We start from the raw sequence: 14191 nt of genomic DNA, 5'->3' as shown, positions 1-14191 counted from the left end.
CCAATCTGCACTACGCCGCCTACGATATGTTCTTTCCCTTCGCTGCTGGCTTGCAGATTTTCCTGCTTTCCGATCGCGAAGCCATGATCCCGGCAGGCGTCGCGGGTGCCGTCGAGCGAGAGCGCGTGACGGTATGGCGGTCCACGATCACCGCACTTCGCCTCTTGCTCGAGAGCGGCGAATTGGCATCCCGTGATTTGCGTTCCCTGCGGATGCTGGGTGTCTTTGGCGAGTCCTTCCCCATCCCTTTGCTGCGCCAGCTGATGGCAACGCTGCCTGCCTGTCGATTCAAGTTCAACTATGGAGCGACCGAGGTCTATCGCATTGCTTCCTTCGAGATTCCGCAGAATCTTCCCGACGACCTGGTTTCACTGCCGATCGGGCCCGACAGGCCGGAATATACCGTCTCCCTGCGCGATGACGTGGATGTGGAGGTGGAAAATGGAGCGGTCGGCGAGCTGTGCGTCGAAGGAGCGCCGGTCATGCTCGGCTATTGGAAGGATCCGGAGTTGACTGCCAGGCGACGCCTCTCCGGGCGTCCTCAGTCCTGGCGTTCGGGCGATTTTGCTTACAGGGATGCTGCCGGGCTGCTGCATCTCGTTGGCCGCCAGGATCAGATGATCAAGATCCGTGGCCATCGATTCGACCTCGGCGAGATCGAAGCCGTGTTGCGGAGCCAACCCGGCGTTCGCGATGCCATTGCCGCGCTCGTCGCAAAGGCGGATGGCAACGCCGAAGTCCACGCCGCCCTGCTGGCGGAGCCCAGCGAGACGATCAAGACGGCCGTGCGCCTTGCCTGCGCCAAGCGCCTTCCGGCCTTTGCGCGTCCGTCCCGCCTATTGATGCTCGATCAATTCCCGCTATTGCCTTCGGGCAAAGTCGACCGAATGACCCTGCAAAGGAAGCTCTGCGAAGTGGGGGGTCAGTTGCCCTCATGACCGTGCGTCGGCGCTCCCAGGATCCGTTCATACTTTGACGGATCCGGGCAGTCTTCCGACGACGGCGATCGGCCTGGATTGCGCGCGAAAACCTGGATCTGCCGCAGCCGCCTCAACTCTTCCGGAAAAATCGTCTCGAATTGTCTCGATCTTTCAGTCGTTTCTGCTGACAAGATTCGCGTAAGGCTTTCCTGGCACAATGGTCCGGTTCCAGGGAGGAACCCGTCATGGTCATGGAGATCGCCGACCAGGATCTCAGCGGCCGCTGGCTGCAAGGCGTCAGTTTCGCCGGCAAGACCGTCAAGCGCGTCAAGTTCGACGGCGCCGATCTGCGCCGTTGCGATCTCAGTCACGGCCAGTTCTTCGACTGCTCGTTCGACAAGGCCGATTTCGAGAGCGCGCATCTGGTGCGCGCGCTGTTCGAGAACTGCAATTTCCGCAACGCCAAGTTCGTTCGCACCAATGCCAGCGAAGCGACCTTCCGCAGCGCCGCCCTGCCCTCTGCCAGGAAGGCGCCGGGGCTCGATGATTCCGAGCCCCAGGTTTCCTTCGCCGGTGCCACGATCGAGGGATCGGATTTCACCAACGCCAATCTCAACAAGGTCTCGCTCTTCAATGTGAAGGCCAACGACGTCAATTTCTCCGGTGCCGACCTGCGCGGCTCGCTGTTCGAGGAATGCAGCATCGCCGGCTCGGAGTTCGAGAAGGCCAGGCTCGACGGGGCCGACTTCTCCCAGACCCGGGACGCCGCGGCGACGTTGCCGGGATGGGCGGCCAGCATGGTGAAGCTGCCCCAGCGGCTCGAGCTCGAGGATCTCCTGGAAATGATCCAGGAGCATCGACAATGGATCGACAGCTACGGCGTCGAGGGCGTCCGCCTCAGCCTCTCCGGGCAGGACCTCTCTGGCATCGAGATCGCGGGCCTGGATCTCTCCGGCGCCGACCTGCGCCATTGCCGGCTCGACTTCGCCGATCTCTCGGGTGTCCGGCTGGTGGCGAGCGACCTGCGGGGCGCCAGCCTGGTCAAGACCGACCTGCGCAACGCCGACCTGCGAGCGGCCCTCATCACCGAGACGGCGCTGAGCAAGGCTCGCGTCGAGGGCGCACGAAGAGGCTGAGCCTCCATCGTCGAAGGCGTGCCGCCCCCTGCGAGGCGAACGCCGTCGTCCCGGGCCAGCCGGCACAATGCGGGCCTTGAAGAAGGTTTTGCCCCCTCCCTTACCTTGAGCAGCAGCTCGGACTATGGTCGTCGGTGAGCGCCCGGCGCGAGCCCATGATCATGGCTGTCGTCGTTATGGCGTCGGAGCAGTCTCTATAGAGCGCTTGCCTGCGCGAAGGGGTATCGATGAACCGAAATGCGACAAAGCACGGCTCCGGCGCATCTGCTTCCCATGGAAACGAGCAGGCACGGCTGGCCGAGGCGCCGGGCTTCCCGCATCAGAATCCTTCGGGCTATGCCGCGCTCGACGACGAACCTCGCTTCGACCCCCGCCGCCATTTCGCGTTCACGCAGCCCGAGCGGACATGGACGCTCGCGGACTTCGGCTATGACAAGGTCACAATCGCGGCTTCGCCCAGCCCCGTGGCCGTGGCCGGGCCCTTTCGCGTCTTGTCGGAGGAAGGAGCAGAAACAGCTCGCACCATTGCCCTGCGGCTCAAGGAACTCAGCTGGCAGAGCGACCGGACCGCCTCCTACCTGACAGGTGGCGTCTATCGTTCGCGGTTCCTGCGCGATCTCTTTACCTCTCCCGAGTTGGCCGCATTCCTGTCGTCGGTCGCCGGCACGGCACTCGCCCCGCACTCGATGCCGTCGCAACAGCTCTATGTGAACTATGCGCCCGAGGACATCACGCGCCATGTCGATACCTGGCATACCGATTCCATCGGGTTCGACATCGTCCTCATGGTCACGGATCCGAAGGCCATCAAGGGGGGGCTGTTTCAGTTCTTCCGCGGCACGCGCGAGGCGGCGGCCCGACAACTGGCGGCGCCTGTCGCCGGGCTGATCAAAGGCAGCAACGTCGAGCTGTCCTCTGACCAGATCGAATCCATGCCCTTTCCGGGTCCAGGCTATGCGCTTTTCCAGCAGGGCAACCTGGTCCTCCACCGGGCCACGCGCCTCATGGAGAAAGGCGAGCGAATCACCATGGTGCCGGGCTTCGTCGCGCGGGACACGCGTTTCGCGGATCCAACCAATGTCGGGTCGATCGTCAATTGGGGCGAGCCCGGCATTCCAGCCGAACTTGCACGACACAAGGCTTGGTTCGCGCATGGCCGGCTGGAAGCCGTCATGTCCGACCTGTCGATGGACGCAACGCCCCGCGAGGCCGCCATGGCACTGCGCCACGCCATCGCCGACGCCTCCTCGCTTGCGGATCTGTTGGAAGGAGCCGGCGGCGCCGAAACCGCCAGCTGAGGGCACGCGCGGCGAATCCCGTGAGTTGCGGGGATAACCGCCTTGATTCGCGTTAACGCTATTCGACAACCCTCTGATGTATCTCCGAGATCAAGGATTTACGTCACGTCGCTTTTCCGCATCCTCGGCTTGGCCTAAGATAGCACATCAAGTGCGCTGAGGGTCGTCATGAAAACCAATATGTTAGAGACCAATCATCACGCAACGACTCTGCGCCCGACTTCGGCTCAGCTGCGCTGGCTCGGCAAGGGGTTGAAGCAGCCCGGCGGCAAGCTGCCGCTGTTCGACGAGTGGGGCCAGCGCATCAATGAGCGCACCATCCGCCATTGCATCGACATGGGTTGGGCCGAGCCCTGGTTCAGCAATCCGCTGAAGCCCGAATGGCTGGTCTGCAAGCTGACCGATACCGGTCGCGCGCTCCTCGCCCACAATCGCTGAGCGACAGCCCGGCCGCGCGCTCGCGGGCCGGACTTCCCGATGCGCCGACAACCCCTCGAGATCAGCCTCGGGAACGACGATCCCGGCCTCTCCACGGCCCTTCGCGGCTGGCGCTACCGTGCCAGCGCGCGGGGTCCCAAGATCCTGGTGACCGGCGCCGTCCATGGCGACGAGATCACTTCCAGCGCGGCCCTCTGGCATACCGCCGAGCAACTGGCGGACTGGATCACGGCCGGCTCGGTCACCCTCATCCCTTGCGTCAATGTGCTGGCGGTACGCGCCAGCCAGCGCCAAGTCCCGCTCGAGAACATCGATCTCAACCGGCGCTTCCCCGGCCGGCCGGACGGGCTGCTGGCGGATCGGATCGCCCATGCCCTGACCGGCCTGCTCGAGGAGCATGATGCGCTGATCGACGTGCACACCGCCGGCTGGAGCGTTCCCTTCGTCCTGCTGGATCATTTCGGGGATGCGAGGCTCGAGCGGCGCGTGCTGCGCTGGGCCGCCTGCTCCGCCCTCCCCGTCGTGGCCGAGATGCCGGCCAAGATCTCGAACCTGCAGGGCCTCGACCGGAGCTGGTCGGCCTGGGCCGTGCGCCAGGGCAAACCTGCCGTGACCATGGAGCTTTCAGGCTTCCACACGATCGACCATGTCGGCGCCCATCGCGGCGCCACGGCGATCATCAACCTGCTGAACGCGGCTCCCAACCTCTCCGACCGTCTGCCGCGGCAAGGGCCGGTCGCGGCCCCCTGGGTACGGCGCGCGGTCTGCAGCGACTGGGGCGGGCTGTTCGAGGCCGAGCGCCGGCCGGGCGACCACGTCGGTGCCGGCGAACGGATCGGTTGGGTGCGGAGCCTCACCGGCGAGCCGCTGGGCGAGATCAAGGCGCCCGGGGCCGGCCTGCTGCTCGAGATCCAGCCGCTGTCGGCCCTCCATGTCGGCATGCGGGCGGCAACGGTGGCGGTCGAACGCAAGCCCCGCCCGCGCTAGGCTTGCACCTGCGCCGTCCCCCTGGTCCGGGGACGCGCGAGAGGGAGAGATCATGATTTTCGGCGACGCTCATTCCGGGTCCGCTTTCCTTGCCGCCTTCCTGGCGTCGCTGGTCGAGTTCGTCGAAGCGCTGACGATCGTGCTGGCGGTCGGCACGGTTCGCGGCTGGCGCTCGGCTTTCCTCGGCGCCGGGCTGGGCGCGGCCCTTCTCGTCGCGCTGATCCTGCTGCTCGGGCCCACGCTCGGCCTGATCCCGATCACCTGGCTGCAATTGACGGTCGGGGTGCTGTTGCTGCTGTTCGGCATCCGCTGGCTGCGCAAGGCGATCCTGCGGGGCGCGGGCATCATCGCCCTCCATGACGAAGAGAAGATCTATGAGAAGGAAACCGCCGAGTTGAGGAGCGCGGGGCTCTCCCGCCTCGGCGGCTTCGATGCGATCGCGACGGCGACCGCTTTCAAGGCCGTGACGCTCGAGGGGCTCGAGGTGGTCTTCATCGTCATCGCCGTCGGCGCCACCGGCGGCATGCTCGTCCCTGCCAGCATCGGCGCAGGCGCCGCCCTCGCGGCGGTGCTGCTGCTGGGCCTGCTCATCCACAAGCCGCTGACCAAGGTGCCGGAGAATGGCTTGAAGCTCGTGGTCGGAGTCATGATCTCGGCCTTCGGCGTCTTCTGGATCGGCGAAGGGTTGGGCGATCCCTGGCCCGGCGCCGACTGGGCCATCCCGGGGCTCGGCCTCGGCTTCCTCGCCGCGGCCCTGCTGGCGATCGCCCTGGTGCGAATGTCGCTCGCGCGGCCGGAGAGCCGGTCATGAACCGCCTCGTCGGAATCGTCCGCGAGATCGTCGGCCTGTTCATCGACGATGGCAGCCTGGCGATCGGCATCCTCGTCTGGGTCGCGATCGTGGCGCTGGCGCTTCCGGCCCTGGACGTGCCCGAGGTCTGGCGCGCGATCCTTCTGTTCGTGGGCTGTGTCATCATCCTGATCGAGAATGTCGCGCGGTCGGCGCGACGCTCGCGGTCCTGACAACCGGCATTGCGCCGCTGGAGAGCCGTCCCATGCAAACGCCGCCGCAGACGATGAGAGCGGTCCTGCTCACGGGCAATGGCGGCTTCGATCGGCTCGACTATCGCGACGACGTTCCCGTGCCCCGGCCGAAGGCCGGCGAGGTCCTGATCCGCGTCGGTGCGGCTGGCGTCAACAACACGGACATCAACACCCGGACAGCCTGGTACTCGAAGGCCGTGACCGAAGGGACGACGTCGGCCGGCGGTGCCGGCGGCTTTGCCGGCGCCAGGACGGAAGACGCCGGCTGGACCGGCACCGCCCCCGCCTTTCCGCGCATCCAGGGGGCCGATGCCTGCGGCCGCATCGTCGCGGTCGGGACGGGTGTGGATCCGGCGCGGATCGGCGAGCGCGTCCTGGTCGAACCGGTGTTCCGCTCGCCCGCTGGGGGCGATCCCTATCGCGCGACCTATTTCGGCTCAGAATGCGACGGCGCCTTCGCCGAGTTCGCCGTGGCACCCGCGGCCCACGCCTATCGCATCGAGAGCGCGCTCTCCGATGCCGAGCTGGCCTCCTTCCCTTGCGCCTATTCCGCTGCCGAGAACATGCTCACCCGCGCGGGTCTCCGCGCCGGGAAAACCGTCATCATCACCGGTGCCTCGGGCGGGGTCGGCTCCGCGGCGGTGCAGCTCGCCAAGCGTCGTGGCGCCACCGTCCTCGCCGTCGCCCAGGCGTCGAAGGCGGCCAATGCCCTCTCGCTCGGGGCCGCCCGCGTCATTCCCCGCGACGCCGGCCTTGTCGCTGAGGTCGGGCGCGAGAAGGTGGATGTGGCCATCGACGTCGTCGGCGGCGAGGCCTTCCCGCAGCTGCTGGACCTGTTGCGGCGCGGCGGGCGTTATGCGGCGGCAGGCGCCATCGCCGGCCCCGTCGTGCCGCTCGATCTGCGCACCCTCTATCTGAAGGATCTCCGCCTCGTCGGTTGCACGATCCTGGAGCCGGAGGTTTTCGGCAACCTGGTTCGCTACATCGAGCGCGGCGAGATCAAGCCGGTGATCGCCAGCCTTCACCCCCTGAGCGCCATCGTCGCCGCGCAACAGGAATTCCTCACCAAGCAGCATACCGGCAAGATCGTGCTCCTCCCCGCCGCCTGATCTTCCATTGTCCCCCGCAAGAGTGCCACGATGTCCTCGCCGATCCATTTCACCTATCTCAACGGCCCCGACATGGAGGCCCTGGCGCTGACCGACGAGGAGATCCTCGGTGCCATCGAGGCCAGCCTTGCGATGCAGGGCCGCGGACAGACCGTGATCGAGCCGCGGATGCATCTTCGCCCGCGCGACACCCGCGGCCATTTCAACCTGCTGCGCGGCGTGCTGCCGACCGGCGAAGGACGCGGCTTCGCCGGCGTCAAGATCGTGGGCGACTTCATCGACAACTGGCAGCGCGACCTCCCCTCCGAGATGGCCATGCTGCTGCTGTTCGATCCGGCGACCGGCATGCCGCAAGCCATGATCGACGCGACCGCCATCACCGAGATGCGCACCGGCGCCGTCACGGCGATCGGGGCCAAGTATCTCGCCCGCAAGGACTCGGCTGTGCTGGGCCATGTGGGCGCCCGCGGCACCGCCTATTGGAATGTCCGGCTCCTGAACCGGCTGTTCGATCTCAAGGAGATCCGGGTCCATTCCAAGCGCAAGGAAAGCCGCGAGGAATTCGCCGCCACGCTGGAGCTCGACTTGAAACGCAAGATCATCGTCACCGAGGATTGGGCATCCTGCTTCGCGGGCGCCGACATCCTGGTCGAGGCCTCGCGGCTCGATAAGCCGGAACCGCTGTTCAAGACCGAGTGGGTCCGACCCGGCGCGCTCGCGATCCCCTATGGCACCATGAGCGCGGTCGAGATCGACCTGACCGACGTGATGGACAAGGTGGTGATGGATGATTGGGGCCAGGCCGGTGCCGGCCCCTTCGGTGCGCTGCGCCGCCATGTCGACGAGGGCCGGCTCACGGCCGATACGCTGCATGCCGAGCTGGGCCAGATCGTGGCGGGCTTGAAACCCGGCCGCGAGACTCCGACCGAGCGCATCCTCTTCTGGCATCGCGGCCTGTCGCTCTCCGACATCGCGCTGGGCGCCCTCACCCTGGAAAAGGCCCGCCGACTCGGCATCGGCAGCCAGCTGCGTTACGCCTGATCGACGCCGGAACAGCGGATGCTATGATGCCGGCTCCGGAAAAGGAGGCGCGAGCAATGAGCGGACGCGCGGCGATGAGCTTGACGCCCGAGCTGGTGGCGCGGGTGCATCGCGACGTGCCGGATCCCGGCCACGGGGTCATGAAGAAAGAGCCGATGACCGAGGCGGACTACCGCGCCCTGACCGAGTCACTGATGGCGGCGCGCGAGCCCGACGAGGATGTCTGGCTCTTCGCTGCCGGCTCGCTGATCTGGAAGCCCGCCTGTGACATCGACGGGCAGCGCGCAGCGCATCTTCATGGCTGGCACCGCAAATTCTGCCTGCGTCTGGTCCGTTTTCGCGGCACGCCGGAATGCCCAGGGCTGATGATGGGGCTCGCTCGCGGCGGCTCCTGCCGCGGCGTCGTCCAGCGGCTGCCAGCGGCGCACGCCGCGGCACGCGTCGAGCAATTGCTACGCCGCGAGATCAGCGTCAAGCCGCCGGCCAATTTTCCGCGCTGGGTCCCCGTCACCAGCGACGGCAAGCGAATGACCGCACTCGCCTTCACCATCGACCCCAAGGCCGGCAATTACGCCGGCGATCATAGCCTGGAGGAAACCGCGGCCATCCTTGCCAAGGCTTGCGGCCATTGGGGATCCTGCGCGGAGTATCTCATGCATACCGTGGCCCATCTCGAGGACCTCGGCATCCATGACCGCTATCTCTGGAAGCTCCAGGCGCGCGTGGCGGAACTGATCGCCGGCGAGATCGAGCCCTCTCTGCCGATGGTCTCGGCGACGCCATAAAGGTCAAGAGTTCGAGCCTGGCAGATCTACGCTGCCACAAGCTCCAACCGCTCGTTCCACCTAAAGCGCAAAGAAAGACTTCCCGACTAAGAATTCTTTGACCGACGCCTCGCGATCGCATGATGATGGAGCCATTGTTAGACCACGGCGTGCCGTGGTGCGCGAGCCTTACGTCTGATGACGAAATCGAGCGTCGCCTAGTGTCGGTTTTCATCTTGGCTGCATTCCAAGAGTATAGGCCTTCCTCTATGGAAAACTGCCGTTGAGATCGATCGTTATCTGTACGCTGAGCAGGTGAGCAGTCGTATGGTCAGCCCCATTTTGTTCAAGGGTATACCCGGCGCCGATGGTCCATTCCTCTCCGGCGATGCTCAGGTAATCGCTGAGGTCATAGTAAACCGCCAGATCGACAAACAGTTTTCGAGCATCTGAATTTGGATCTTGTTGGCTTGTATAAGCCAGAGAGTAAGACATTGAGTCGATATCCAGCTCGCTTGAAGCGGTCAGAAAGAGCGCATCGTCCTGCTCGCCCTCGAAGTGCCGAAAGTATGCGGCTTCGCAGAACAGGCGGAGCGTCTTGTCTCCAATAGAGATTGCCTTGTTGATGGATCCCGCGAACCCGCTCTCGTCATATGCCTTTATCGGGTTGCCATCCTCGTCTGTGACGCTTCTGCCTTTTCTTTGGTAACGCGCGGCGAGCTGGTACCCGAAACCGCCCTCGGAATAGCAATTCAACGCCGATGCGTCCATGCACCCGTCCAGCGTGACAGAGAACGATGACACTCCGTTGGTGTTGCCAGCGCCACCGTCGGAAAGCCGTGTGCGCGGTCTATGGGTAAATGCCGACTCGCTCAGAACCGTACGATCGGTGGTGAAGGCGCTTGCCTGAAGTACGTGCTCGAGCCCCCAGGCATCGACGGCATAGGCGGCAGCAACGCCAATTCGCTCCTCGAGCTCGTAATTGCCGGGAATGTCCTGGGCATGCAGACCCGGCGTAACGTCCCAAGCCCGTCCGAATGACGGATGTACCTTGCCAGCCCGAAGGTCGAACGGACGAGCCTCGAACTGCGTATAGAGCAGATCGGCGTAAAGGCCGAGATCGGTGAACGCCTGGTTCCGGCCCGGCGTCGCGTCCGAGACCGGTTCGTAGATAAAGCCGCCAATAAATCTAACCTGGTCGACTGGCGAAACTGCGAGAAGGGCCTCAAGTGTCGGGTATAGGCTGTTCGACGTGAGCGATGAGGGATCGGCGGCAAAGGTCCAGTCATTCTCGAGTTCGTTGCTCAGTTCATAGTCGACACAAGGGGCCGAGCAGTAGGACGGCGTCAGGTGAAGCTCTTTGTAATGGGCGGCCTCCTGCGCGACGGCTTGGCCTATGGATAACTGCATCAGGAGCAGCCCGAGCAGCAGAACGAACCTGTGCATTTCTTCGTCCGGTTCCCTCGCGTAACACCAAGGTGCCGTTCCGATCCAGCTCTGTATTGGAAGACTGAACGAGTTCAATTTGATGGAAGCGACTGAAGATAACGGGACGGAGTCTAGGGTCGAAGGAGGTCAAGAGCACACACAGGAGCTCGGCACCAAACTATCGCCCCGTCAGGGTCAACCGCCAGGAATCGAGTTTGTCGCAATGACTTAGAAGGCCGGCTTCAACTATACAAACTATCAACTACTCGGCCGGGACAAATCAGGCTGTGTTCGTATCGGGAGAAGTCGGTCGGGTTCCTGATGCAGATATCCCCGTCCGGCTCCAGTGTGACCAATCCATTCTTTCCACTCACGCCGGAAACGGCCTACTACTACATCGACGACCAGGTGAACGGGTCACCAACTACCTGAGAATTCCATAGCTTCTCATGAAACGCACGCATGGTGCAGAAGGAACAATCGCGGGGGCTGGAAACATGCATCCATCAGCCTAGCCCGGAGAAGAGCATGTCGGGAATGGCTGCGCGGGTCGGACCATGAAAATACTCTTGATCGAGGATGACGCCGAAACGGCCGGCCTTGTCGCCGACGGCTTGCGGGAAACGGGATATACCGTAGAGGAGGTGCGCGACGGCCGCGAGGGCTTGGTAAAGGCCATCAAGGAGTCATTTGACGTGCTTGTGGTCGATATCCGTTTACCGAATCTCGATGGGCTGAGCGTGGTCAGGCTAGCGCGCGCTGCGCGCGTGGCGACACCCATTCTGTTTCTGACGACGATGGACAGCGTCGCCGACCGCGTCCGAGGGCTTAAGGAAGGCGGGGACGATTATCTGGTCAAGCCCTTCGCGCTTGCCGAGTTGTGCGCACGGGTGGATGCTTTGGCGCGGCGGCGTCCGATGACCCAACAGGAGACGACGCTGAGCGTGGGCGATCTTGTCGTAAATCTGATCGATCGCAGCGTCGTTCGCGGCAATGTGGCGATAGAACTCCTGCCGCGAGAATTTCAGCTTCTTGAGTATCTGATGCGCAATACCGGGCAGGTCGTGACCAAGAAAATGCTGCTCGAGAAGGTTTGGAAATTCAATTTCGATCCCCAAACCAACGTGATCGAGACGCACATCAGTCGCCTCAGGACCAAGATCGACAAACCATTCGGTCAGGAGCTGCTCCACACCATACGTGGCGTTGGCTATATGCTCGATGTGGCTCGCTGACCGCTTCAGGACCACGCATGCGCGTATTGCGTTGGGCTACACGCTGCTTGTCGCCGCTTCGTTCGCCATTCTCTTCGCCGTGACATTCTGGCTTGTCACCCAGGCGATGACGGCCAGCTTGCGGGTTCAGGTTGAAGCAGAGGCGGCCGATTTGATGTTAACCTACGAGACCGAAAGGTTTAATGCGCTTGCCGCCGATGTGAATGATGGCTTGGTCGAGAAGGGAGATTCGGCGGTGTATTTACTTCTTGATCGCCAGGCGGCGACGGTGGCGGGGAACGTGGGCAGTATCGCGCCGTTCTCCGGCTGGCGGGAAATGAAACTCCAGCCCTTTCGCACGGAAAGGGACGATCCAGCGGCCATGGATAGCTACCTGGTTGTTGGGCGGCCCTTCGATGCCGGATTTCTGATGGTTGGCTTTAGCCGTCAAGACATAGAAGGGGCTGAGAACATCCTGCTGCGCTCTCTCGCCTGGACGGCGAGTCTCACACTCATACTCGGCCTTGCAGGTGGAGTTTTCTTTGGCGGCAGGCTTGTGCGACGCGTCGAAACCATCAGTCAGGCGACGTACGCGATCATGGAGGGCGATCTATCCCGGCGAGTTCCCGTCGAAGGGTCCCGCGACGAGATCGACAGCCTGGCGGCCAATGTCAATCGGATGCTGGATCGAATTCAGGACCTGATGACCAATGTCGAGCAGGTTACGAACGATATTGCCCATGACCTCCGCACTCCCCTCGGCAGGGTCAGGCAACGACTGGAGGTTGCACGCCGTAAGGAACAGTCGGTAGCGGGGCTAGGGATGGCGATCGATCATGCGATCGAAGATGTCGATGGGATTCTCGGCATCTTTTCAGCACTGCTGAAGATCGCGCAGGTCGAAGCCGGAACGGTTGCGAGAGATTTCGTCGAAGCGGACTTGAGTGAAATCGCCGGTCGCGTTTCCGAAGCCTATGCATTGGTCGCCGAGGATCACCGGCAGAAACTGGAGGCGCAGATCGCACCCAACGTGGTCATTTGGGGCGACCATGGCCTCCTCGCCCAGGCATTGGCGAACCTGTTGGAGAATGCAATCAAGCATTCTGGTTCTGGCACGACGATTTCGGTGAAAGTATTGCGCGCCCTTGGCGAAGCGCAGCTGGAAGTTGCCGATACGGGCCCCGGAATTCCGGCCGCCGACCGCGACCTTGTTCTCCGGCGGTTCGTGCGCCTGGAGACAAGTCGCACGACACCCGGAAGTGGCCTGGGGCTGTCGTTGGTCAAGGCCGTCGTCATACTTCATGGCGGCAGGATCGAGCTCGCCGACAATGATCCAGGCCTGCGCGTTCTCGTCAGCTTCCCGATGGAATCTCGGGCTTCCTGATTTGGCTGGGACATCCATCAGCCGAGGCGCGGAAGGCACCTAGTCCACCCCGCCACGATTACGGCCGGACGCGCCGAACCGCGAATCAAACGTTGGGGCACAGGTGAGCTCCCCCGTTGAATTACCTCGCAGTGACCTATGGTCTTGCCATGAAGCAGACCGAGGATGGCCAGGACCATTCGCGGGCGAACAGTCACTTTGCGTCGGACCGCTGTCGAAGTCCTCGGCTTGCCGCTGTGGAGTCATCTCATCGGCGCTGTCATCGCGAGTGCAGCTGCATGTGAAATTTCTGTGGCCAATAGCTCGGGTGCGAAATCGCAACGGTATTGTTTCCTATGTCATTTTCTGCATTGCGCGGGCTTTCGCCAACCGCATCTATAAATATCTTCAATTTGCCATCGGTCGGAGTCGGATCCACAACTGGACGCTCGTCGTGGGTCCGCCGGATGCGGACTGGATGCCGCGAGGGTGGTACGACAACGGCAAATTGCAGTCGCATCAAGTGCTCAATGGCGCCGGATAATCGCATGCCACCGAAGTCGCGCCATGCCGCCTGAATCAGAGGACCAACAGAGGGACCATGTCTGGAAATTAAATCCATCTATAGGAGGAAGTTCCTATGTCGAAGCATTTTTCGATGTTGCCCACCCAAGGCTCCGCTACCGTAAGCAGTGCCCTCACCCCCGCCGACTTCGTGCCTGTCATCGACAATCCGTTTATGCCATTGGAACCCGGCACGACATTCGTGTCGGTGAGCCCCGATGGGCATACGATCGACAATTTCGAGGTCACTCGCCAGACCAAGGTGATCGATGGCGTGACCTGCGTCGTGGTCAGGGACGTGACGACCACTGACGGGGTTCTGGCAGAGAACACCCTCGACTATTTCGCGCAGAACAAGGACGGCACTGTCTGGTACTTCGGCGAAGACGCCAAGTCGTTTGACAATGGCCATGTCAGTACCGCAGGTTCCTGGCGGGCGGGTGTCAATGGTGCCGAGCCCGGCATCATCATGGAGGCACATCCTCAGGTCGGCGACCAGTACGATCAGGAAAACGCATTTCCAATCGCCCAGGACCACGCGGAAATTCTGAGCCTGACCGAGTCGGTGAGTGTACCCTACGGGTCCTTCGACCATCTGTTGAAGACGGCGGAAACCTCGATCGTCGAGCCCGGCGCGCTCGAGTTCAAGCTGTACGCCGCCGATATCGGCGTTATTTCGGACGTGGACCCCGTTTCGGGAGATATCTCCCTGCTCGTCCAGGTCAAGGTCGACGGCACCAACCAGGGCGACACGCTCCTTGGCTATGGGGGGCCGGATCAGATCAACGGCAATGGTGGCAGTGACAGCATCGACGGGCATGCCGGCGCCGATACGATCAGTGGCGGCAGCGGCAATGACACGCTCGATGGCGGCAACGATACCGT

At 63.2% G+C, this 14191-nt stretch carries 13 protein-coding genes and 1 pseudogene; 13 read left to right on the top strand and 1 reads right to left on the bottom strand.

The window, feature by feature from the left end; translation table 11 throughout:
- From ACREE8_RS01710 to ACREE8_RS01665, 10 genes are all read left to right on the top strand, one after another.
- A partial coding sequence (locus ACREE8_RS01710) for an AMP-binding protein (protein ID WP_431571246.1) occupies positions 1–938 on the top strand: 938 nt, incomplete at its 5' end.
- A 227-nt stretch (positions 939–1165) separates the two neighbouring features.
- Positions 1166–2056 carry a pentapeptide repeat-containing protein gene (locus ACREE8_RS01705; RefSeq protein WP_431571245.1) on the top strand — a complete coding sequence of 297 codons (891 nt, stop codon included), beginning with the start codon at positions 1166–1168 and terminating at the stop codon, positions 2054–2056.
- A gap of 227 nt (positions 2057–2283) precedes the next feature.
- Positions 2284–3354: a HalD/BesD family halogenase gene (locus ACREE8_RS01700; protein WP_431571244.1), complete on the top strand. Its 1071-nt coding sequence runs from the start codon at positions 2284–2286 to the stop codon at positions 3352–3354.
- 180 nt (positions 3355–3534) lie between these two features.
- A complete protein-coding gene (locus ACREE8_RS01695) occupies positions 3535–3792 on the top strand; it encodes a hypothetical protein (RefSeq protein ID WP_431571243.1) in 258 nt (85 codons plus the stop codon).
- 39 nt (positions 3793–3831) lie between these two features.
- Positions 3832–4779 carry a succinylglutamate desuccinylase/aspartoacylase family protein gene (locus ACREE8_RS01690; RefSeq protein ID WP_431571242.1) on the top strand — a complete coding sequence of 316 codons (948 nt, stop codon included), beginning with the start codon at positions 3832–3834 and terminating at the stop codon, positions 4777–4779.
- 52 nt (positions 4780–4831) lie between these two features.
- The gene (locus ACREE8_RS01685; RefSeq protein WP_431571241.1) at positions 4832–5590 is read left to right on the top strand and encodes a COG4280 domain-containing protein; all 759 of its coding nucleotides are present in this window, start codon (positions 4832–4834) and stop codon (positions 5588–5590) included.
- Positions 5587–5802 (top strand): hypothetical protein, encoded by a 216-nt coding sequence (locus tag ACREE8_RS01680; RefSeq protein ID WP_431571240.1) that lies wholly within the window; start codon positions 5587–5589, stop codon positions 5800–5802. The genes ACREE8_RS01685 and ACREE8_RS01680 overlap by 4 nt, the downstream gene beginning before the upstream one ends.
- 32 nt (positions 5803–5834) lie before the next feature.
- Complete coding sequence (locus ACREE8_RS01675) at positions 5835–6932, top strand: alcohol dehydrogenase family protein (RefSeq protein WP_431571239.1); 1098 nt, start codon at positions 5835–5837, stop codon at positions 6930–6932.
- A gap of 30 nt (positions 6933–6962) precedes the next feature.
- Positions 6963–7973 carry an ornithine cyclodeaminase family protein gene (locus ACREE8_RS01670; RefSeq protein WP_431571238.1) on the top strand — a complete coding sequence of 337 codons (1011 nt, stop codon included), beginning with the start codon at positions 6963–6965 and terminating at the stop codon, positions 7971–7973.
- A 56-nt stretch (positions 7974–8029) separates the two neighbouring features.
- A complete protein-coding gene (locus ACREE8_RS01665; RefSeq protein WP_431571237.1) occupies positions 8030–8758 on the top strand; it encodes a gamma-glutamylcyclotransferase in 729 nt (242 codons plus the stop codon).
- A gap of 246 nt (positions 8759–9004) precedes the next feature.
- On the opposite strand, the gene ACREE8_RS01660 is transcribed toward ACREE8_RS01665, so the two are convergent.
- Entirely contained in the window at positions 9005–10183 is a 1179-nt protein-coding gene (locus ACREE8_RS01660) for a hypothetical protein (protein ID WP_431571236.1), read from the bottom strand.
- A 539-nt stretch (positions 10184–10722) separates the two neighbouring features.
- On the opposite strand from ACREE8_RS01660, the gene ACREE8_RS01655 reads away from it, so the two are divergent.
- The 3 genes and pseudogenes from ACREE8_RS01655 to ACREE8_RS01645 form a co-directional block, all read left to right on the top strand.
- A complete protein-coding gene (locus ACREE8_RS01655; protein WP_431571235.1) occupies positions 10723–11400 on the top strand; it encodes a winged helix-turn-helix domain-containing protein in 678 nt (225 codons plus the stop codon).
- Positions 11387–12763 carry an ATP-binding protein gene (locus tag ACREE8_RS01650; RefSeq protein ID WP_431571234.1) on the top strand — a complete coding sequence of 459 codons (1377 nt, stop codon included), beginning with the start codon at positions 11387–11389 and terminating at the stop codon, positions 12761–12763. Before ACREE8_RS01655 ends, ACREE8_RS01650 begins: the two co-directional genes overlap by 14 nt.
- A 619-nt stretch (positions 12764–13382) precedes the next feature.
- Positions 13383–14191 (top strand): annotated as a pseudogene (locus ACREE8_RS01645) (hypothetical protein); the annotation flags it as partial.

Origin of the sequence: Hypericibacter sp. (assembly GCF_050729195.1) — a bacterium.
Taxonomy (GTDB): Bacteria; Pseudomonadota; Alphaproteobacteria; order Dongiales; family Dongiaceae; genus Hypericibacter.
This window is presented reverse-complemented; position numbering and strand designations above follow the sequence as displayed.

Bases quoted from the DNA above. Each gene is read 5' to 3' on its own strand.
- ACREE8_RS01705 (WP_431571245.1), top strand. From the start codon at position 1,166: ATGGTCATGGAGATCGCCGACCAGGATCTCAGCGGCCGCTGGCTGCAA.
- ACREE8_RS01675 (WP_431571239.1), top strand. From the start codon at position 5,835: ATGCAAACGCCGCCGCAGACGATGAGAGCGGTCCTGCTCACGGGCAAT.
- ACREE8_RS01690 (WP_431571242.1), top strand. From the start codon at position 3,832: ATGCGCCGACAACCCCTCGAGATCAGCCTCGGGAACGACGATCCCGGC.
- ACREE8_RS01700 (WP_431571244.1), top strand. From the start codon at position 2,284: ATGAACCGAAATGCGACAAAGCACGGCTCCGGCGCATCTGCTTCCCAT.
- ACREE8_RS01665 (WP_431571237.1), top strand. From the start codon at position 8,030: ATGAGCGGACGCGCGGCGATGAGCTTGACGCCCGAGCTGGTGGCGCGG.
- ACREE8_RS01670 (WP_431571238.1), top strand. From the start codon at position 6,963: ATGTCCTCGCCGATCCATTTCACCTATCTCAACGGCCCCGACATGGAG.
- ACREE8_RS01680 (WP_431571240.1), top strand. From the start codon at position 5,587: ATGAACCGCCTCGTCGGAATCGTCCGCGAGATCGTCGGCCTGTTCATC.
- ACREE8_RS01695 (WP_431571243.1), top strand. From the start codon at position 3,535: ATGTTAGAGACCAATCATCACGCAACGACTCTGCGCCCGACTTCGGCT.
- ACREE8_RS01660 (WP_431571236.1), bottom strand. From the start codon at position 10,183: ATGCACAGGTTCGTTCTGCTGCTCGGGCTGCTCCTGATGCAGTTATCC.
- ACREE8_RS01655 (WP_431571235.1), top strand. From the start codon at position 10,723: ATGAAAATACTCTTGATCGAGGATGACGCCGAAACGGCCGGCCTTGTC.
- ACREE8_RS01685 (WP_431571241.1), top strand. From the start codon at position 4,832: ATGATTTTCGGCGACGCTCATTCCGGGTCCGCTTTCCTTGCCGCCTTC.
- ACREE8_RS01650 (WP_431571234.1), top strand. From the start codon at position 11,387: ATGTGGCTCGCTGACCGCTTCAGGACCACGCATGCGCGTATTGCGTTG.